This is a genomic window from Kumtagia sp. (assembly GCF_059502445.1).
On sequence record NZ_JCACER010000024.1, the window covers coordinates 1 to 19,021 of the forward strand.

Consider the following 19,021-nt stretch of genomic DNA (forward strand, 5'->3'; position numbering starts at 1 on the left):
CTCCCCCCTTGCGGGGGAGATGTCCGGCAGGACAGAGGGGGGTGCGAAGGAATGCGGCCTGTCGGAGTTTGCGCGACGACAAGACTGGGCGAGATCCTGATGGCTCCTTCCGACCGCCCCTTCATCCCCGTCCGCATCGCGGTGCTTACCGTCTCCGACACGCGCACGCTGGCCGACGACAAGTCCGGCCAAACGCTGGCCGACCGCATCGCGGAGGCGGGGCACATCCTCGCCGACCGCGCCATCGTCACCGACGACAAGGACAAAATCCGGGAAAAGGTGCTGGCCTGGTCGCGCGACGAAAAGGTCGACGTCGTCGTCACCACCGGCGGCACCGGCTTCACCGGCCGCGACGTGACGCCGGAGGCGCTGGAGCCGATCTTCGACAAGCGCATGGACGGCTTTTCCGAGGTTTTCCACCGCATCTCCTACGACAAGATCGGCACCTCGACGATTCAGAGCCGGGCGACCGGAGGCGTCGTCAACGCCACCTTCGTCTTCGTGCTGCCGGGCTCGCCCGGCGCCTGCCGCGACGCCTGGGACGGCATCCTCAAGCCGCAGCTCGATTACCGGCACATGCCCTGCAACTTCGTGGAGATCATGCCGCGGCTCGACGAGCATCTGCGCCGGGGCGGGATCGCGTAAGCGCCTCTGCTAGATCATCCGCCCGGGACGAAACGGCCGATTTCGGCGAAGAGCACCTGCCACGCCTTTTCCTGCGGCAGGATGACATGATTGGAGCCCTCCAGCACGACGAACTCGGCGCCCGGAATCCGGGCGGCGAGTTGGCGGCCCTGTTCGAGAGGCTGAACACCGTCGTCGCGTGAGTGGATCACCAGCGTCGGCACGCTGACCTGCTCCAGAAGATCGCTGACGTCGAACCGGTCGACGGCGCCCCGCAACAGCGCCGCATTGTCCGGCGACGTCGTCAGGCGCTGCAGGTCGACCAGTGAATCCATCTGCTCACGGCTGCCTTCCGGGATGAACATTGCGGCGAAGGCATTGATGAAAGGGCTGCCGCGCTTGCCCCAGCCGTGCCGGATGAGTGTGAGGATCGCCTCGCCCTGTTCCCGCTCGCTCGCCGCGCCTCTCACCAGGCGCCCTTTCTCGAAGCCGCCCTGCAGCACCAGATGGCTGACGCGGCCGGGATGGCGCACGCTGTAGGCGACGGCGATCGGCGCGCCCTGCGACGTGCCGTAGAGCGCAAAGCGGTCGAGCCCCGCTGCCTCGACGACCGCCTCCAGGTCGTCGACGAAGCGCTCGAGCGAAAAATCCGTCACGGTCCAGTCGGACAGGCCGTTGCCGCGCTGGTCGTAGCGGACGAGGTGGAAACGGCGGTTCAGCAGATCGAGGGCAGGCCGCCAGATCGGGCTTTGCCAGTCATGCTCCAGATGCGTCAGCCAGTGCCCGGCCTTGACCAGCGGATAGCCGCTGCCGCTCGTCGCATAGGCGATGCGCGTGCCGTCGGCCGAACGGCACAGCGCCACGCGTTGCCGGCTGAGTTCGGCGGAGGGCGGCGAAGCCGTCTCCGGCCGCGCTGCCTCCTCGACGGCGCCAACGAAACGAAAGCCGCGGCGCGGTACCGTCCTTATCCAGGCCTGGCGCCTGCCGTCGTCGCCGATGGCCGCGCGCCCCGCGCTGATGCGGGCGGCGATCGCCGAATCCGAGACGATCCGGTTTTCCCAGACCACCCTGACGAGCTCGTCCTGCGAGACGACCCGGTCGCGGTTTTGCACCAGCAGCAGAAGCAGGTCGAAGACCTGTGGCTCGACCGGCTGCGGCCGGCCTTCCACCCACAGTTCACGGGTTTCCGGCTGCAATTCGCATGGCCCGAAGCGATAGCGCATGCCCGCTTCTACACCAGCGCGTGGCCGAACAGGAGGGGTGCCGGGCAGAGCCGAGCAAAAGACAAGCGAAAGGCAAGGAAACGGTCAGCCGCCGGTCAAGCGCGAGAAGGCCCGAGCACCTAGCCTCGGCACGTTGAGCTGGGTATGACCGCCATGACCGCCTCTGCCGAATTGCCGGTCCGCCGCAGGCCCGACGGCTCGATCGACACGGATTTTTACGGGCGCCGCGCCCAGAACCTGCGCCGGACCGCGATCCGCAACTGGCCCCGGCGCTGGCTCTGCCGGCTCCGCCATTGGCAACAAGGCTGGCGTGAGCATGGCAGCGCTCCGACGCCACCGAACTGAGGCGGCGCCCCGGATCCACCACGACGATTGCGGCGCTATTTCTGCCGCGTTTCGGCGACCCGGATCTCGGCCTCCAGCCGCCTGCTCGCAAGCCCTCGCGCCACCGCCTCGGCGCTGGCCGCCGACTTGGACAGCGCAACCGCCTGCCCCTTGCGGATGACCAGCCCTTCGGCCAGCGCGCTCTGTCCGGAGAACATGCGCGTGAACAGCGCACGGCGCTCGCCGCGGGCGCGCGAGAAGCGCGCCGGCATCGACTGGCGCGAGACGTGATCGATCACCGACTCGGTCCAGCCGTCGGCCAGCCGTGCGCCCGGCTCGAGCATCAGCAGCCATTCGCCCTTCGCCTGGCGTATGCCGGCGGCCACGCCCTCGGTCACGTAGTGGCAGCCGGCGTGCTCGGCGACGCGGTGTGTCTGGTCGGTCGAGCCGCTGTCGCAGACGACGACGTCGCGCACGATGCCCTCCACCGCCGCGCCGACCAGGGAGGCCAGCGTACGCGCCAGCGCCTCCTCGTCGTTCCTGGTCTCGATGAGCACGGTGAGCATTGCTTAGCCAGTAGCGGATGCGCGTGCCGAGTGCCAGCCGACAAGGCGCCGCAATGCGGCGGCAAGCCGTTCCCGCTAGAATGTTCTTGATATGTTCCAATCTAGCGGATAGGAATAGTTTCATGGACACCGCGATTCGACAGACCGCAGAAACGCCATGGCAGCGCGCCCGCATGGAACAGGTCGTGCGCGCCGACATTGCTGCTTTTGGAAGCGGCAGGGCGGAAATGGCCAATGCGATGATCGAGGAGAGCGGTGTCAGGGTCGGCGAGGAGCGGCGGCGAGGCCGCGCCGCCGGGGTCAATCCGACCGGCCGCTTCGAGCCGCTGAGCCGCCATGTCTTCGACGACGGCTGGAGCGGGCTCGAGGACCTGCCGCCCTTTAAGACCGAGGTGCAGGTCGAGAAGCCGCGCACCATCATCACCCGCAACAACTCGCCGGACATCTCCTTCGACCGGTCGATCAATCCCTATCGCGGCTGCGAGCACGGCTGCGTCTACTGCTTCGCCCGGCCGACGCACAGCTTCATGGGCCTGTCGCCGGGACTGGACTTCGAGTCGAAACTGTTCGCCAAGCCGGACGCGGCGAAACTGCTCGACAGGGAGCTTTCCAAGGACGGCTATCAGCCGCGCACCATCGCCATCGGCACCAACACCGACCCCTATCAGCCGATCGAGCGGAAATACCGCATCATGCGCGAGATACTCGAAGTGCTGGAGGCGCGGGAGCATCCGGTCGGCATCGTAACCAAGTCGGCGCTGGTGCTGCGCGACATCGACATCCTCGCCCGCATGGCCGAGAAGGGCCTCGCCAAGGTGGCCCTGTCGATCACCACGCTCGACCGCATGCTGGCGCGCACTATGGAGCCGCGCGCCTCGACCCCGCCCAAGCGGCTCGAGGCGCTGCGGGCGCTCGACGAGGCGGGCATTCCGGCATCGGTGATGATGGCGCCGATCGTGCCCGGCCTCAACGACCACGAGATCGAGCGCGTGCTGGATTCGGCCGCGCATGCCGGGGCGCGCGAGGCCGGCTACGTGCTGCTGCGCCTGCCGCTGGAGGTCAGCCCGATCTTCAAGGACTGGCTGCTGCGCCATTATCCCGACCGCTACCGGCATGTGATGTCGCTGATCCGCTCCATGCGCGACGGCAAGGACTACGATTCGGAATGGGGCAAGCGCATGAAAGGCGCCGGTCCCTATGCCTGGCAGATCGGCCGCCGCTTCGAGATCGCCGCCAAGCGGCTCGGCCTCAACAAGGAGCGTACGCGACTGCGCACCGACCTGTTCAAGGGCAATGAAGGGAGGACCGAGCAGTTGATGCTTTTGTGAAGCAAATAGGCAGTAGGCAGTAGGCAGTAGGGGAGAAAGCCCGGCATCTTGCCGCCTTGTGGGCTTTGAAGATCATCCTACTGCCTACTGCCTACTGCCTACTGTCTCAGCTTCCGTCAGGCCGCCCCACCCTGACGGAGTGCCTTCCCCGCTCGCCCCCCGACGGCCGGGAAGGCCTTGCGGAGAATCGGAACGGATGCGAGTTTCGCCGCCAAATGGCTCGCCCGTCTTCCGATTCTCCGCCCCTCTTCGATCTGGTGATCAAGCCGGACTTCGCCTTCGAGCGGAAGGCGATGAAGCGCGGGCTGTGGCCGCTCGCCGGCCTCGACGAGGCCGGGCGCGGGCCGCTCGCCGGCCCGGTCGTCGCCGCCGCGGTGGTCCTCGATCCCGACCGCATTCCCGACGGCCTGGACGATTCCAAGCGTCTGAGCGCCGAGGCGCGAGAGGCGTTGTTCGGCCTGATCCTCGACTCCGCCCTCGGTGTGTCGGTGGCGTCGGTGAGCGCCGCCGGCATCGACCGCATCAACATTTTGCGCGCCAGCCTGGAGGCGATGCGGCGCGCCTTCTGCGGCCTGCCGGTGAAGCCGCTGCACGCGCTGGTCGACGGCCGCGACGTGCCGCCGGGTCTTCCCTGCGGCGCCGAGGCGCTGGTCAAGGGCGATCAGCGCTCGCAGTCGATCGCCGCCGCGTCGATCGTCGCCAAGGTGGTGCGCGACCGCATGATGGAGAATTGCGGACGCACCCACATGCATTACGGCTTCGAGAGCCATATGGGCTATGCGACGGTGCGCCACCGCACCGCCATCGAGCGCCACGGCGCGCTGCCGCGCATCCACCGCACGAGCTTTGCGCCGTTCCGGCTGGAGGCGGAGGTCAGCGTCGAACTCTTGAATCTCGATGCTGCCGAGTAGGGCACGAGCCCGGAAGGGCGCACGGCTTATCGGAAGATCGTTCGCTAAAACAAGGAGTTGGAGCAGGATGATGATTCCTGCTCTTCGCTCCTCAGATCGGCACGGCCGGCTTCAGCGCCATCCACAGCCCGCCACCGAGTAGTCCAAGGAAGATCAGCCATCCGACGATGTTGTTGGAGCGGAACAGCGCCAGGCACTGGTCCGGGTTGTCGATGTCGAGCACCCGGATCTGCCGGGCCATATGGGCGCCGGCGGCGACCAGCCCGGCCAGAGCCGGCAGCGGCACCTCGGCCGACGCGAAGGCGATGGCGAAGCAGGCCAGCGCGCCGCCATAGAGGCCGGCGAGCCATGCCTTGGTGTTCTCGCCGAACAGCCGCGCCGTCGATCGCACGCCGACCAGCGCGTCGTCTTCCTTGTCCTGGTGGGCGTAGATCGTGTCATAGCCGATCGTCCACAGGATCGAGCCGAGATAGAGCATGACGGCCGGGCCGTCGATATCGCCGAACTCGGCCGCCCAGCCCATCAGCGCGCCCCAGGAAAAGGCAAGCCCCAAAACGAGTTGCGGCCAGTCGGTGATTCGCTTCATGAACGGGTAGGCGGCGACCACCACCAGCGAGGCGAGGCCGAGCAGCACGACGAAGCTGTCGAATTGCAGCAGCACGACGAGCCCGACCAGCGCCTGCAGGACGAGGAACGTCCAGGCCTGCCGGCGGCTCACCTTTCCCGAGGGCAGCGGCCGCGAGCGCGTGCGCTCGACCGCGGCGTCGATCCGCTCGTCGACGATGTCGTTGTAGGTGCAGCCGGCGCCGCGCATGGCGATGGCGCCGACCAGGAACAGCGCGAGCGTCAGCGGCGAGGGCAGCAGGCTGGCGAGCGTGTCCTCGGGCCGCGCATAGGCGCTTGCCGCGAGCGCCGCCGACCACCAGCAAGGCCATAGCAGCAATTGCCAGCCGATCGGCCGGTCCCAGCGGGCGAGCTGCGCATAAGGCCACAGCGCGCGCGGCAGCAGCCGGTAGACCCAATGCCGGCTCGGCGCGTCGGCGACCCGGCCCTGGGCCGCGCGGGACTGGATGGTTTCCATGCGGCTGGAGTGACAGCGCGGCGCCTTGGCGTCAAGAAGGCGAAGTGTCGCCAAGGAGCACGGGGTGCAACCTCGGGCCTGAACTTGCAGAAATGAATATGTACACGTGTATGTACAGAAGTCTTCCAGGATGCGCGCAATGCCCTATGTGACCTTCACCGACCTGCGGAACAATCTGGCCACCCACCTCGATCGGGTCGAGGACGACCGCGCCGAGCTGGTCGTGACGCGACAGGGGCACGATCCCGTCGTCATCGTCTCTCTCGCCGAGTGGGAAGGGATGAAGGAGACGCTGCATCTCCTCAGTTCGCCCGCAAATGCCGAGCGCCTGCTGCAGTCGATTGCGGAAGCGGATGCCGGCAAGCTGGTCGAGCATGAATTGATCGATCCGTGAAGCTTCTCTGGACCCGACAAGGCTGGGACGATTATCTCTACTGGCAGGGCGTGGATGCGAAGATGGTTTTCCGGATCAACGAATTGATCCGGGATATGCGGCGCAGCCCGTTTCAGGGTATCGGGAACTGTCCGGCTGGTGGTCCCGACGCATCACGCAAGAAAACCGCATTGTTTATCGCGTCACCGGCAGCGGCGAGGCTCAGGCGATCGAGATCACCGGCTGCCGGTTCCACTATCTGCGCTGAAGGTGAGAGCACGCCTTGACCACGCGGCTGGGGCGCCATAGGCGGTCCTCTTTGCGGATTACGGTGAACTGCATGAACGTACTTCTGATCGGCTCGGGCGGACGCGAGCATGCGCTGGCCTGGAAGCTGGCGGCCTCGCCGCTGCTGACCAGGCTCTATGCCGCGCCCGGCAATCTCGGCATCGCGCGGGAGGCCGAGATCGTCGCGCTCGACATCGGCGACCACGGCGCCGTTGCCGCTTTCTGCAAGGACAAGGCGATCGACCTGGTGGTGGTCGGGCCGGAGGCGCCGCTGGTCGCCGGCATCGCCGACGACCTGCGCGCCGCCGGCATCCGCGTCTTCGGTCCCTCGAAGGCCGCCGCGCAGCTGGAAGGCTCGAAGGGCTTCACCAAGGACCTCTGCGCCCGCTTCGACATCCCGACCGCCGCCTATGGTCGCTTCGCCGATGCGGCCGCGGCCGCGGCCTACATCCGCGCGCAAGGTGCGCCGATCGTCGTCAAGGCGGACGGGCTCGCCGCCGGCAAGGGCGTGACCGTCGCCATGACCGTCGAGGAGGCGCTTGCCGCCGTCGCCGCCTGTTTCGACGGTGCCTTCGGCGGCGCCGGCGCCGAGGTCGTCGTCGAGGAGTTCTTGACCGGCGAGGAGGCGAGCTTCTTCTGCCTGTGCGACGGGGCGACGGCGCTGCCCTTCGGCACGGCGCAGGACCACAAGCGTGTGGGCGAGGGCGACACCGGCCCCAACACCGGCGGCATGGGAGCCTATTCGCCGGCGCCGGTGATGACGCCGGAGATGGTCGAGCGCACCATGCGCGACATCGTTGAGCCGACCATGCGCGGCATGGCCGAGCTCGGTGCGCCGTTCGCCGGCGTGCTGTTCGCCGGCCTCATGATCACGCCGGGCGGGCCGAAGCTGATCGAATACAATACCCGCTTCGGCGACCCGGAATGCCAGGTGCTGATGACGCGGCTGAAGGACGACCTTCTGGTGCTGCTGTCGGCCGCCGCCGACGGCCAGCTTGCCCATATGTCGGCGCGCTGGCGCGACGATGCCGCGCTGACCGTGGTGATGGCGGCGAAAGGTTATCCCGGCACGCCCGAGCGCGGCGGCGTCATCGCCGGCCTCGACCGCGTACCCGACGGGGTCGAGGTGTTCCATGCCGGAACGGCGGAGAAGGACGGAAAAATCGTCGCCAATGGCGGCCGCGTCCTCAACGTCACGGCGACCGGTCGCTCGGTGACGGAAGCGCAGGCGCGCGCCTATGCCGGCGTCGACGCCATCGACTGGCCGCAGGGTTTTTGCCGCCGCGATATCGGTTTTCGCGCAGTGGAACGGGAGGAGGGTTGATGAGCGTCACCATCTATCACAATCCCCGATGCAGTTCCTCGCGGCTGGCGCTGGAGACTGTCCGCGCCGCCGGCATCGAGCCGACGATCGTCGAGTATCTCCAGACACCTCCGACGCGCGAAAAGCTGGTGGAGCTCCTCGCCGCCATGGGCATGCGTCCGCGCGCCCTGCTGCGGACCAACGAAGGCGTACGAGACGCTGAAATTGGCCGATCCGAAATGGACCGATGACGAGATCGTCGGCTTCATGGTCGAGAACCCGATCCTGATCAATCGCCCGATCGTGGTGACGCCGAAGGGCGCGCTGCTGGCGCGGCCGGGGGACAAGGTGAAGGCGTTCCTGCCGTGACAGGCGTTTAGTGCGCGTTCAACCCGTTGCGCGAGGCTCATTCGCCAGGATGCAGGCGATCTCTCGGCGCGACGCCCTGCCGGCGTAGCGCAACCAGCATCACTGCGATGCCTACGACGGGGACGAGCAGCAGCAGGTAGTTGTAAACGGTCATCGGTCCATTTCGTCCAGATGCTCCATCGCATGAGAATGTAGGACGAAGCCGAGGGCAAAGCAAATCGCTGCCGATATGGCCATGAAAACGAAGATGTCTACACCAACGGTCGGATCGTAGGCTGCGCGCGTAATTGGTGTGAAAACACCGATCAAGACCACACCCATTGCCAAGCCATTGACGAAGCTAGCGCGTAGCTTGATTTTCTCTTTCGTGGCATCGGAAAGCGGCATCGATCGTTCCCCCAAGCGTAGGGAAGAATTCCACAGCTCGACCGGTTTTGCTACTCCGAAGCGGCCTCAGTTCACCGCCCGTATTCGAACGGGTTTGGCGCCGGCGCCATGGGCAGCGTCCCCTCCGCCTCGCGCCGTTGATGGTGCACCAGCGAGCAGGCCGGCGAGCACAATATGCCGCGGTCGGACCAGTAGGCGGGGCCGTTGTCGATGCTGCCGTGATAGTAGTTGAAGCCGGGCATGCCGAAGGGCAGCCCGCATTCGATGCAGCGGCGGGTTTCCGGTCTGGCGAGCATGGGACGGGTTCCGTGGGCTGGGCTGCGACAGTCCAACCTAGCGCAATTTCCGCTGTCGCGCGACCGCCTCTCAATTGACGTTTACGTCAAAAGCACATATCGATCGGAGAAGACAAGCGCTGCGGTGGGGGTGGCGCCTTCGCGTGGAGGATTTTCGATGTACCGTGCTCCCGTCGACGAGATCGCCTTCACGCTGAAGCATGTCGCCGGCCTGAAGGCGGCGATCGAGGCCGGTTCGCTGGGCGATCTCTCCGAGGATCTGGTCGATGCCATCCTCGCCGAAGCCGGGCGCTTCGCCAGCGATGAGGTGGCGCCGCTGCGGCAGATCGGCGACCGGCAGGGCGCCGTTCTGGAGGACGGCGCGGTGCGCATGCCCGAGGGCTGGCCGGATCTCTACCGACGCTGGATCGAGGGCGGCTGGAACGCGCTTTCCGGACCTGTCGACTATGGCGGGCAGGGGCTGCCGACCATGCTCGGCGTCGCGGCGCTGGAGATGTGGAATTCCGGCGCGATGGCTTTCGGCCTCGGCCCGACGCTCACCATGGGCGCTGTCGAGGCGCTGGATAAGCACGCGTCGGAAGAACTCAAGGCGACCTATCTCGAAAAGCTCGTCTCCGGCGAATGGATGGGGACGATGAACCTCACCGAGCCGCAGGCCGGCTCGGACCTGGCGGCGCTGCGCACCCGCGCCGAGCGTGGCGGCGACGGCACCTACCGCATCTTCGGCCAGAAGATCTTCATCACCTATGGCGAGCACGATTTCACCGACAACATCGTGCATCTGGTGCTGGCCCGCCTGCCGGACGCGCCGGCCGGCACCAGGGGCATATCGCTCTTTCTCGTGCCGAAGTTCCTGGTGAACGAGGACGGCAGCCTCGGCGCCCGCAACGATCTGTTCTGCGCCTCGATCGAGCACAAGCTCGGCATTCATGCCTCGCCCACCTGCACCATGATCTATGGCGACGGCTTCGCTGGGGATCGCGAGCCGGGCGCCGTCGGCTGGCTGGTCGGCGAGGAGAACCGGGGGCTGGCCTGCATGTTCACCATGATGAACAATGCCCGCCTGGCCGTCGGCATGCAGGGCGTGGCGGTAGCCGAAGCCGCCTTCCAGAAGGCGCTGGCCTACGCCAACGAGCGCCGGCAGGGCAGGGCGGCGACCTGGCGGGGCGAGGGTATGGCGCCGATCGTCCATCATCCCGACGTGCAGCGCGACCTGCTCGCCATGAAGGCGCTGACCTCGGTCGCCCGCGCCATCAGCTATTGCTGTGCCCACGCCACCGACATGGCGCGGGCCGGCGGCGACAAGGCAAACTTCTGGCAGGAGCGCGCCAACCTGCTGACGCCGGTCGCCAAGGCCTTCTCGACCGACGTCGGCTGCGAGGTTGCGTCGCTCGGCGTGCAGGTGCATGGCGGCATGGGCTTCATCGAGGAGACCGGCGCCGCCGCGCTGCTGCGCGACGCCCGCATCGCGCCGATCTACGAGGGCACCAACGGCATCCAGGCTATCGACCTGGTGACCCGAAAGCTGCCGCAGTCGGGCGGCGACCATGTGCGCGCCTACATCGCCGAGCTGCGCGGGGCGGTAGATGCGCTGCGTTCCTCCAACCTCGACGGGCTCGGCCGTTCGGCGGAAAGGCTGGAAAGGGCGCTGGACCACCTGGACGCTGCCACGCAGGCGCTGCTGAAGATGCTCGGCGCCGGCGCCATGCAGGCCGCCCTTGCCGGCGCGACGCCCTATCTCAGGCTGTTCGCGCTCGCTTCCGGCGGGGCGCTGCTGGCACGCGGCGCGGTCGCATCGGGCGCGGAAGACCGGGTCGCGCTGCTGCGCTTCTTCGCCGAAAATCTTGCCGGCGAGACGGCCGCCTTGCGGGAGACGGTGATCGACGGCGGCGCCAGCCTCGAAGCCGCGGCAAAAGCCCTGGTCGCCTGAGGAGGATTGATCTTGAACGAACATGTGCTCGTCGAGCGGCGCGGCGCCGCTCAGCTTATCCGTATGAACCGGCCCGACAAGAAGAACGCCATCACCCGCGCCATGTACCGCGCGATGGCCGACGCGCTGGCCGCCGGCGACGCCGATCCCGGCATCCGCGTCCAGGTCTTTCTCGGCGTGCCCGGCGCCTTCTCGGCCGGCAACGACCTCGCCGACTTCATGGCGGTCGCGGTTGGCGGCGAGGGCGGCACCGAGGTCTGGGATTTCCTGCTGGCGCTGGCCGGGGCCGAAAAGCCGCTGGTGTCGGGCGTTGACGGCATCGCCGTTGGCATCGGCGCCACGCTGAACCTGCATTGCGACCTGACCTTCGCGACGCCGCGCACCGCCTTCCACACTCCCTTCGTCGATCTCGGGCTGGTGCCCGAGGCGGCGTCCAGCCTGCTTGTTCCGGCCGTGCTTGGCCATCAGCGGGCCTTCGCGCTGCTCGGCCTGGGCGAGCCGCTGCCTGCGGAACGCGCGCTCGCCGCCGGCCTGATCCATGCGGTCGTGCCGGAGGATCGGCTGGAGGCCGATACGCTGGCGTCTGCCGAAAAGATCGCCGCCAAGCCGCCGGAAGCGCTGAAGATCGCCCGCGACCTGATGCGCGGGCCGCGCGAGCCCGTGCTGGCACGCATCCGTGAGGAAGCCGGGCATTTCCGGGCTCGCCTCAAGTCGGACGAGGCGCGCGCCGCCTTCGCGGCCTTCCTGTCGCGCAAGAAGGCGACCTGATCTCAGAAAACCCGAGCCGGCCGCGGTGATCGCGGCCGACTCGGTGATCGGCAGGAATGGACGGCGGCCTGTGCCGTCGGCTCAGGGATGAGGCCGGGAACTCAGACGGGCGCGTAGCAGACGTGCCGGTAGCCGTAGCCGTCCCGGAAGGTATTGCTGTAGGGGTTGTAGTTCGCATGGTGCTCGTAGCACCAGCGCACATGGGCGCCGCCGACCGGCACCACGTGCTCATAGACGGGCTGAGAGGCGATGGCGTCGCCGAGAATCATGCCGGTAACGAAACCCGCCGCCGGTGGTACCCACCCGCCGCCCCAGCCGTGGCGGTAATAGGGGTGGTCCCAGCCGCCGTGCCAGCCGCCGCGATGGGAGCCGTCGCGATAGTCGTGGTCGAAGCGGATGTCGGTGAAGCCCGCCGGTCCGACCGGATCGGGGCCGGACTTGGCGTAGGCCGGAAAACCTGAAGCTGTCGCGGCAAGCGACATCGCTGCCGCGCAAGCAGTGCACAGGAGCTTGGTCATGTCGAAACCTCATGAAATCCGCGCCCACCAGGGGCGCCGGAATCAACGGCGGCAGGCTCCTCGGGGTTGCCATTAAATCTTTGTAATCCCTTGCGGCGGAGGCAGGCGCCATCCGCCGGTCGGGTTGGCGAAGACCCGTTGAACGACGCTGCGTCAGCGCCTACTTTCTAGCGAGTTGCGCGGGGCGGCGCAGGAGCGGCGAAGAGGAAAGCGGGATGGACATTGCAGACCGCAAGCTGACCACCGTCTTTTCCGCCGACGTGCAGGGCTATTCGCGGCTGATGGAGGCCGACGAGGAAGGCACCTTCGCCACCCTCAAGAGCTATCGCGACGCCATGGCGAGGCTGATCGCGGCGCAGAACGGCCGTGTCGTCAACACCTGGGGCGACGGCCTCATCGCCGAATTCTCCAGCGTTGTCGCGGCCGTGCGCGCCGCCGTCGACGTGCAGAACGAACTCGCCGAACGCAATGCCGGCCGATCGGACGGGGCGCGCATGCAGTTCCGCATCGGCATCAATCTGGGCGACGTCATCGTCGACGGCGACGACATCTATGGCGATGGCGTCAACGTCGCCGCGCGCCTGCAGGCGGAAGCGCCGGCCGGCGGCATCCTGATCTCCAACACCGTCTACCATCAGGTCCGCAACAAGCTGCCGGTCGGCTTCGAGTTCCTCGGCAATCTGTCGGTGAAGAACATCGAGGAGGGCGTGCCGAGCTATGCCGTGCGCATCGGCGAGCGGTCGGACCCGGCGGCGGGCTGGGGGCGGCAGGCGGCCGAAACCGTAACGGCGCCGCTGTCCGCCATGGCCGAACCGTCGGCTGCGTCTGGCTTGCACGTGCTGGGGTTTCGCCTCGACCGCACGCAGGCCACGCTGCTTGTGATCGGCGTGGCACTCGTCGCCGTCAATCTCATAGCCTCGCCGCAGGTCTTCTGGGCGCGCTGGCCGCTGCTGGTGCTGGCGCTCATCGGCGGGCTGCGCTGGACCCGCCGCACGCGCTTCGACCGAACCTTGGCCGCGCTGCTGGTGGTCGGCCTGTTCGTGACCGGCATCAACCTGGCGTCGTGGCAGGGCGAGTTCTGGGCGGTCTGGCCGCTGCTCGCTTTCGCCCTCGCCGCCGCCGCGCGCTGGCTGATGCGAAAGCGCGCCTAAAGGGTTCACGGGTAGAGCCGCGTCTTCTCCCAGCCGTCTTCCATGCGCGTGAACACCACCCGGTCGTGCAGGCGGAACGGCCGGTCATGCCAGAACTCGATCGAGGTCGGCACGATGCGGAAGCCCGACCAGTAGTCCGGCCGCGGGATGGCGCCGACGGCGAATTTCGCCGTGTATTCCGCCGCCGCCTTTTCCAGCGCGAAGCGGCTCTCCAGCGGTCGCGACTGCTTCGAGGCCCAGGCGCCGATGCGGCTGCCGCGCGGCCGCGTCGCGTAGTATTCGTCTGCCTCCGCATCGGAGACGACCTCCACCGGCCCGCGCACCCGCACCTGCCGGCGCAGCGACTTCCAGTGGAAGCACATGGCCGCCTTGCGGCTCGCCAGGATCTCGCGGCCCTTGGCGCTTTCGAAATTGGTGTAGAAGACGAAGCCGCGCTCGTCGAAGCCCTTCAGCAGCACCATGCGGACATTGGGCAGGCCGTCCGGGTCGACAGTCGCCAGCGCCACGCCGTTGGGGTCGTTGGGCTCGCTGCCGGTCGCGTCCTCCAGCCATTCGGCGAACAGCCGGAACGGCTCGGCGCTTTCGGTGAAGTCACCATTTGTTAAGGCGGCGTCGCCCATCATTCCGCTCCATTGTCTGTCCGGCGGGGAGATTGCCGATTGCTGCGAGGCGCGCAAGCCTCTCGGGACACATATAGGTGTCTTCGTCGCCATGCCGGCGTGATGGCGGTGGTCCTGCTTGCGGCCGCCGGCCTGAGCGGCTGCGCCGCCGGCATAGGCCTCGATACGGTCGAGGCGGACAGGACGATCGTCACCGGCAACGTCGGCAACGCCGTCGCGATCCCCGACGATCCCGACCAGCTTTCCGACGAGGCGACCATCCGCAACGCGGTGTCGGCCGCCGACGTCGAGCTGCTGAAGGGCGCGCCGATTCCCTGGGCCAATGCCGAGACCGGCTCGCGCGGCGCCATCAGCGGCCTGGTCGAGGAGAAGATTGCCGAAATGCCGTGCCGCCGCTTCACCACCTCGCGCGAGCGCTTCGACGGCATCGCCCTGTACCGCGGCGAGGTCTGCATGGTGGCGCCCGGCGCCTGGCAGGTGAAGGATTTTGCCGCGCTCTGACCGCCAGGGCGCCAAAGTCCTGTCCTGCCTCTGGAATTTGTTCCTAGCAGGACGCATATAGGGGGGCGACTACAACTCCACCGCCGCGGGCAGAGACAATGCGCGATCCCTATGACGTGCTGGGTGTTGCGAAATCCGCGACGCCCAAGGAAATCAAATCGGCCTACCGGAAGCTGGCCAAGAAGTATCACCCGGACCAGAATCCGGACGATCCGAAGGCCAAGGAGCGGTTCAACGCCGCCACCCAGGCCTATGAGATCGTCGGCGACGAGAAGACGCGCGCCGCCTACGACCGCGGCGAGATCGACGCCGAGGGCAAGCCGAAGTTCCAGGGCTTCGAGGCGCATGCCGGTGCCGATCCCTTCGCCGGCTTCCGCCGGCAGGGGCCGGGCGCGACGCATTTCGAGTTCCGCGGCGGCGGCGGCGATGCCGGCGACATCTTCAGCGAGATCTTCGGCCAAGCCTTTTCCGGACGCGGCGGTTCCGGCATGGGCGGTCCGGGCGGCGGCAGGCGTCACGCCCCGCCGGCCGGCGCCGATCTCAATGCGACCCTCGACGTCAGCGTCGAGGAGGTGGCGACCGCCGCCAAGGTAAGCGCGCTGTTCCCGGACGGCCGCAGGCTGGCGGTCAAGCTTCCGGCCTATGTCGAGGAGGGGCAGACGATCCGCTTGAAGGGCCAGGGCGAGCAGGGGCCGGGCGGCGCCGGCGACGCGCTGGTCAAGATCCACATCCGAAAACATTCGCGCTACCGCGTCGAGGGACGCGACCTGCATGTCGACCATCCGGTGCCGCTCGAGGATGCCATCCTGGGCGAGAAGGTGGCGGTAGAGACGCCGACCGGCAAGGTGGCTGTGACCGTGCCGCCGTGGTCGAGCTCCGACAAGGTGCTGCGCCTGAAGGGCAGGGGGCTGCCGGTGAAAACCGGCGGCCATGCCGACCTCTACGTTCACCTGCGCGTCATGCTGCCGGCCACGCCCGACCCCGACCTGGAGGCTTTCGCCCGCAAGCGGCGCGGCTGAACGGCCGGCCACGGTCGATCCGGCCCGTCGGGCAGCCATCGGAACGCCGCGGACCGCGGTGGCCCGGCGGGATGCCTCGCGACTTGCCATGGACTCCTTCCTCGCGCTCCAGTCGCGCTTCAGGTTCAGCGGCGGCGTCGCGGCTTCTCCAGCAGCGCCACGGCCTCGACATGCGGCGACCAAAGGAACTGGTCGACCGGCGTGACGCTCCTCAGCGCATAGCCGCCGTCGGCGAGGATGCGCAGGTCGCGCGCCAGGGTTGCCGGATTGCATGAGATCATCGCGACATGGGGGACGTCGGAGCGCGCAAGCTGTTTCGACTGGTCCTCGGCGCCGGCGCGCGGCGGATCGAGCACGACGCCGTCATAGGCGTTGAGCTCCTTGAAGGTCAGCGGCCGGCGGAAGAGGTCGCGCTTTTCCACGGTCACGCGCCTCAGGCCCGGTGTCGAGCGGAAGCCGCGATCGAGCGCGGCGAGTGCGGCCGCATCTGCCTCCACCGCATGCACCTCGGTGTTTTCCGCGAGCCGCAGCGCGAAGGCCCCTGCGCCGGCAAACAGGTCGGCGACCTTCCTGGCGCGCCGGAGATGCGCCAGCGCCATGCCGGCCATCGCCGCCTCCGCCGAGGCCACCGCCTGCAGGAAGCCGCCGGGCGGCAGGGGGACCGCCGCCGCTCCGAACCCGACAAGCGGCTTCCTCGGCTCGATGACGATCTCTCCGTCGATGGAAAGCCGGGCGAATTTTTCGCGCATGGCGAAGTCGGCCGCGGTGCGCCGGGCCGCCTCCGGCAGCGGTCCGGAGCCGGTGCAGGCGACGTCGAATCCGGAAGCCGTTTCGGTCACGGTGATGTGGAAGGCGTCGCGCGTGGTGCCGACGAGCGTCGCCAGGGCGCGCAGAATCTCCAGCGCCGCCTCGATGCGCGGCAGCACCACATGGCATTCGGAAATGTCGATGATGGTGTGGGAGGCCATGCGGTTGTAGCCGAGCACGGCACCCTTCTCGGTGCGGCGCGCCGAGAAGACGGCGCGGCGGCGCGAGCGGCGCTCGCCGGGTACGGTGTCGGAGACGGCCGTCTCGATGCCGCGCGAGCGAAGGGCCTGCGCCACCTTGTCGTGCTTCCAGGCGCGGTACGGGCCGTCGGCGAGATGCTGGATGGCGCAGCCGCCGCACTCGCCGAAATGGCGGCAGGGCGCCTCGACGCGTTCCGGCGAGGGTTCCAGCACCGACAGCAAGGTCCCGCGCTGGCCTTCGACGGCGGCGTTGACCCGCTCCCCCGGCAAGACGAACGGAATATAGACGGGTCCCTGCCCGGTCTCGAAAACGCCGTCGCCCTGGGCGCCGAGACGATCGATGGTGAGCACGGTCATGGGCTGTCCTTGATGGCGCCGAGCAGGAATTCGCGGTTGCCGTCGCCGCCCTCGATCGGCGAGGCGTGCAGGCCGAGCGACCGCCAGCCGGACATCGCGCCCAGCCATGAGGCGATGTCCTCGGCGACGCGCGCGCCGTCTTCCGGATTCTTCAGGATGCCGCCCTTGCCGATCGCCTGCCGGCCTGCCTCGAACTGCGGCTTGACCAGGAAGACGGCCTCGGCGCCCGGCGCGGCGAGCGCAAGTGCCGGCGGCAGCGCCAGCCTGAGCGAGATGAAGCTGACGTCGCTGACCAGGAAGTCCGGCGCCTGCCCGTCGAGATCGGCGGCGCCGAGCGCGCGCGCGTTGAGTCCCTCGCGGACGATGACGCGCGGATCGGCGCGAAGGCCCGGGTCGATCTGGCCGTGGCCGACATCGACCGCGAACACTTTTTGCGCGCCGCGCTCCAGCAACACCTGGGTGAAGCCGCCGGTGGAGGCGCCGATGTCGAGCGCGATGCGGCCGGCCGGGTCGAGCCCGAAATGGTCGAGGCCGGCGACCAGCTTCAGCGCGGCGCGCGACACATAGGCGCCTGCGGGGTCGTCCACCTCGATCGCCGCATCCTCGGCGACCGACGCGCCGGGCTTGCGGACGACCGCGCCCGCAACCCGCACGGTCGCGCGCTCGACCGCGTCGCGGGCACGCGAGCGGCTGGCAAAGAAGCCGCGCCGCACCAGCACCTCGTCGAGGCGCGGCCCCTTTCCGCTTTTGCGTTCTGCCGTCATCCGGCTTCCTTGGCGAATGGTTGGGCGGATGGCAAGCACGGTCACGATATCCTGTCGCCTGAGCGCCCGGTTCCCTCCACCTCCGCCTGCGGGGCGGCAGGACCCTGATGCGGAGAACCGCTTCCGTCCGCCCTCCTCAAGGGGCAGGGCTACCGCATATGAGTTGTATAGGAGCGGCAGACAGCTCTGCGTCGTCATTCCGGGGCCGCGCAGCGGAACCCGGAATCCAGAGTGCCGACGCTGCTCGAAATTCCTGGATATTTGCGACGTTTCGCTTTTCCTTCGATACCAACGCTCTGGATTCCGGGTTCCGCTGCGCGGCCCCGGAATGACGATCACATCGGCATATGCGATTGCCCTCCACTCAAGAGGGGAGCCAAGCTTCATCATCACCACGCCCTGCTTTTGCAGTCTGGCCATTGAGAGAAAGTGCGAGAAGCGGGGCGCGGGGCCGAGCCTCTCTAATTAAGTACGTGGCGCGGTGACCCGCGCCCCGCCGGCGTTCTTGCCCGTCCGCTAGCCCGCATTCGCGCGACCTTCGCGGCTGGGGCCCGGGTCTCCAGCTCACGCCAGCCGCGCTACCGTTTGCGCGGCCGACCCGGCGCCGACGCTCCCTCCTGATACCCGGTGCGCACCAAGTTCCCGCAGGGAGCGGCTTTCGGGCGCAAGTATGAGGCAAGTGGGAGGGGAGGGGATAAAATAATTGCCTCCCGCCATGCGCTTGAGTTGGCCGAATTAGGTAAGTGCCGAAGGCAGCTCATTTTTTTTACCCCGACGGCGTTGCGTGGGCACCGCCTTCCTGCGAAAGGAGGAAAACTGTCCCCTGTGCTCCCTTCGGAACGACGCGGAAGTGCATGACAAAATCCGGTCCTGCAGCGGACGTGGCGAGATCCAAAGCAGCTAAAACTGGATGACGCGCGACACGGTTTTCGACGGCGCGTCGCGAAGCTCTTCCACGGTTGGGCGCAAATCGCCGTCGGCGAAGGTCAGCATCGATCCGGTCGCCTGCATGTCCATGCCGCGCTCGGAGCCGACGACCTGCCAGCCGGGACCCGCCTGGCGCCGCTCGCGCGGGACGACGAAGGCCGGCTGCTGGCCATAGCCGAAGCCCGGGCGGATGTCGCCGATCCGGCCGGCGACGCGCTCCATGACGGCGCGCTCCAGCTTCTGGTCGTATTTGGGCTGCGCGCCGGCCGTTGCCCCAAGCGCCGGAACGAATGCTGCCGCCAGTAGAAACGCTGCCCTTGCCATGGCCGTACCCTTGCCCGGCGGCAGTTATCGTCGCTGCGCGCTAAAATCCGGCCAAGAAAGAC

The 19,021-nt window shown here is 67.9% G+C and carries 23 protein-coding genes and 1 pseudogene; 14 read left to right on the plus strand and 10 right to left on the minus strand.

Going from position 1 to position 19,021, the window contains the following annotated elements; translation table 11 throughout:
- The first annotated feature begins 99 nt into the window (after positions 1-99).
- Complete coding sequence (moaB, locus tag AC5JDC_RS10125) at positions 100-645, plus strand: molybdenum cofactor biosynthesis protein B (protein ID WP_495841252.1); 546 nt, start codon at positions 100-102, stop codon at positions 643-645.
- Positions 646-659: 14 nt separating this feature from the next.
- Here the strand turns inward: moaB and AC5JDC_RS10130 are convergent, their stop codons facing one another.
- Positions 660-1,847, minus strand: a complete 1,188-nt coding sequence (locus tag AC5JDC_RS10130) for an alpha/beta hydrolase (RefSeq protein WP_495841253.1) — start codon at positions 1,845-1,847, stop codon at positions 660-662.
- Between the two features lie 144 nt (positions 1,848-1,991).
- Between AC5JDC_RS10130 and AC5JDC_RS10135 the strand changes: the two genes are divergently transcribed.
- Positions 1,992-2,192, plus strand: a complete 201-nt coding sequence (locus AC5JDC_RS10135; protein ID WP_495841254.1) for a hypothetical protein — start codon at positions 1,992-1,994, stop codon at positions 2,190-2,192.
- Between the two features lie 35 nt (positions 2,193-2,227).
- Here AC5JDC_RS10135 and AC5JDC_RS10140 read toward each other — a convergent pair whose 3' ends face one another.
- Entirely contained in the window at positions 2,228-2,737 is a 510-nt protein-coding gene (locus AC5JDC_RS10140) for a glycosyltransferase (RefSeq protein ID WP_495841255.1), read from the minus strand.
- 173 nt (positions 2,738-2,910) lie between these two features.
- On the opposite strand from AC5JDC_RS10140, the gene AC5JDC_RS10145 reads away from it, so the two are divergent.
- Positions 2,911-4,065, plus strand: coding sequence for a PA0069 family radical SAM protein (locus AC5JDC_RS10145; protein ID WP_495841333.1), 1,155 nt, complete (start codon positions 2,911-2,913; stop codon positions 4,063-4,065).
- A 215-nt stretch (positions 4,066-4,280) separates the two neighbouring features.
- The gene (rnhB, locus tag AC5JDC_RS10150) at positions 4,281-4,976 is read left to right on the plus strand and encodes a ribonuclease HII (protein ID WP_495841256.1); all 696 of its coding nucleotides are present in this window, start codon (positions 4,281-4,283) and stop codon (positions 4,974-4,976) included.
- A gap of 91 nt (positions 4,977-5,067) precedes the next feature.
- Here rnhB and ubiA read toward each other — a convergent pair whose 3' ends face one another.
- A complete protein-coding gene (gene ubiA, locus AC5JDC_RS10155) occupies positions 5,068-6,057 on the minus strand; it encodes a 4-hydroxybenzoate octaprenyltransferase (RefSeq protein ID WP_495841257.1) in 990 nt (329 codons plus the stop codon).
- A gap of 139 nt (positions 6,058-6,196) precedes the next feature.
- On the opposite strand from ubiA, the gene AC5JDC_RS10160 reads away from it, so the two are divergent.
- From AC5JDC_RS10160 to AC5JDC_RS10180, 5 genes and pseudogenes are all read left to right on the plus strand, one after another.
- Entirely contained in the window at positions 6,197-6,451 is a 255-nt protein-coding gene (locus tag AC5JDC_RS10160) for a type II toxin-antitoxin system Phd/YefM family antitoxin (protein WP_106771653.1), read from the plus strand.
- Positions 6,448-6,698: pseudogene (locus AC5JDC_RS10165) on the plus strand (Txe/YoeB family addiction module toxin). Before AC5JDC_RS10160 ends, AC5JDC_RS10165 begins: the two are co-directional and overlap by 4 nt.
- Positions 6,699-6,770: 72 nt before the next feature.
- Positions 6,771-8,042 carry a phosphoribosylamine--glycine ligase gene (gene purD, locus AC5JDC_RS10170; RefSeq protein ID WP_495841258.1) on the plus strand — a complete coding sequence of 424 codons (1,272 nt, stop codon included), beginning with the start codon at positions 6,771-6,773 and terminating at the stop codon, positions 8,040-8,042.
- Complete coding sequence (locus tag AC5JDC_RS10175) at positions 8,042-8,272, plus strand: thioredoxin domain-containing protein (RefSeq protein WP_495841259.1); 231 nt, start codon at positions 8,042-8,044, stop codon at positions 8,270-8,272. Before purD ends, AC5JDC_RS10175 begins: the two co-directional genes overlap by 1 nt.
- Positions 8,247-8,390: an ArsC/Spx/MgsR family protein gene (locus tag AC5JDC_RS10180; protein WP_495841260.1), complete on the plus strand. Its 144-nt coding sequence runs from the start codon at positions 8,247-8,249 to the stop codon at positions 8,388-8,390. The genes AC5JDC_RS10175 and AC5JDC_RS10180 overlap by 26 nt, the downstream gene beginning before the upstream one ends.
- Before the next feature lie 150 nt (positions 8,391-8,540).
- On the opposite strand, the gene AC5JDC_RS10185 is transcribed toward AC5JDC_RS10180, so the two are convergent.
- Positions 8,541-8,777: a hypothetical protein gene (locus AC5JDC_RS10185; protein WP_495841261.1), complete on the minus strand. Its 237-nt coding sequence runs from the start codon at positions 8,775-8,777 to the stop codon at positions 8,541-8,543.
- A gap of 71 nt (positions 8,778-8,848) precedes the next feature.
- Positions 8,849-9,073, minus strand: a complete 225-nt coding sequence (locus AC5JDC_RS10190; protein WP_495841262.1) for a hypothetical protein — start codon at positions 9,071-9,073, stop codon at positions 8,849-8,851.
- A gap of 157 nt (positions 9,074-9,230) precedes the next feature.
- Here AC5JDC_RS10190 and AC5JDC_RS10195 point away from each other — a divergent pair, with 157 nt between their 5' ends.
- Positions 9,231-11,003 carry an acyl-CoA dehydrogenase family protein gene (locus AC5JDC_RS10195; RefSeq protein ID WP_495841263.1) on the plus strand — a complete coding sequence of 591 codons (1,773 nt, stop codon included), beginning with the start codon at positions 9,231-9,233 and terminating at the stop codon, positions 11,001-11,003.
- A gap of 12 nt (positions 11,004-11,015) precedes the next feature.
- A complete protein-coding gene (locus tag AC5JDC_RS10200; RefSeq protein WP_495841264.1) occupies positions 11,016-11,771 on the plus strand; it encodes a crotonase/enoyl-CoA hydratase family protein in 756 nt (251 codons plus the stop codon).
- Between the two features lie 101 nt (positions 11,772-11,872).
- Here AC5JDC_RS10200 and AC5JDC_RS10205 read toward each other — a convergent pair whose 3' ends face one another.
- A complete protein-coding gene (locus AC5JDC_RS10205) occupies positions 11,873-12,289 on the minus strand; it encodes a BA14K family protein (protein ID WP_495841265.1) in 417 nt (138 codons plus the stop codon).
- Between the two features lie 215 nt (positions 12,290-12,504).
- Between AC5JDC_RS10205 and AC5JDC_RS10210 the strand changes: the two genes are divergently transcribed.
- Positions 12,505-13,440, plus strand: a complete 936-nt coding sequence (locus AC5JDC_RS10210; RefSeq protein ID WP_495841266.1) for an adenylate/guanylate cyclase domain-containing protein — start codon at positions 12,505-12,507, stop codon at positions 13,438-13,440.
- Between the two features lie 5 nt (positions 13,441-13,445).
- Here AC5JDC_RS10210 and pdxH read toward each other — a convergent pair whose 3' ends face one another.
- The gene (gene pdxH, locus AC5JDC_RS10215; protein ID WP_495841267.1) at positions 13,446-14,060 is read right to left on the minus strand and encodes a pyridoxamine 5'-phosphate oxidase; all 615 of its coding nucleotides are present in this window, start codon (positions 14,058-14,060) and stop codon (positions 13,446-13,448) included.
- Positions 14,061-14,162: 102 nt separating this feature from the next.
- Here pdxH and AC5JDC_RS10220 point away from each other — a divergent pair, with 102 nt between their 5' ends.
- Together AC5JDC_RS10220 and AC5JDC_RS10225 are read left to right on the plus strand one after the other, a co-directional pair.
- Complete coding sequence (locus tag AC5JDC_RS10220; RefSeq protein ID WP_106771642.1) at positions 14,163-14,561, plus strand: RT0821/Lpp0805 family surface protein; 399 nt, start codon at positions 14,163-14,165, stop codon at positions 14,559-14,561.
- Positions 14,562-14,659: 98 nt separating this feature from the next.
- On the plus strand, positions 14,660-15,580 hold the full coding sequence (locus tag AC5JDC_RS10225) for a DnaJ C-terminal domain-containing protein (RefSeq protein WP_495841268.1): 921 nt from the start codon (positions 14,660-14,662) through the stop codon (positions 15,578-15,580).
- 125 nt (positions 15,581-15,705) lie between these two features.
- On the opposite strand, the gene AC5JDC_RS10230 is transcribed toward AC5JDC_RS10225, so the two are convergent.
- The 3 genes from AC5JDC_RS10230 to AC5JDC_RS10240 form a co-directional block, all read right to left on the minus strand.
- On the minus strand, positions 15,706-16,944 hold the full coding sequence (locus tag AC5JDC_RS10230; protein WP_495841269.1) for a class I SAM-dependent RNA methyltransferase: 1,239 nt from the start codon (positions 16,942-16,944) through the stop codon (positions 15,706-15,708).
- Positions 16,941-17,708: a TlyA family RNA methyltransferase gene (locus AC5JDC_RS10235; RefSeq protein ID WP_495841270.1), complete on the minus strand. Its 768-nt coding sequence runs from the start codon at positions 17,706-17,708 to the stop codon at positions 16,941-16,943. Before AC5JDC_RS10235 ends, AC5JDC_RS10230 begins: the two co-directional genes overlap by 4 nt.
- A gap of 900 nt (positions 17,709-18,608) precedes the next feature.
- Positions 18,609-18,959: a hypothetical protein gene (locus AC5JDC_RS10240; RefSeq protein WP_495841271.1), complete on the minus strand. Its 351-nt coding sequence runs from the start codon at positions 18,957-18,959 to the stop codon at positions 18,609-18,611.
- Between the last annotated feature and the right edge of the window lie 62 nt (positions 18,960-19,021).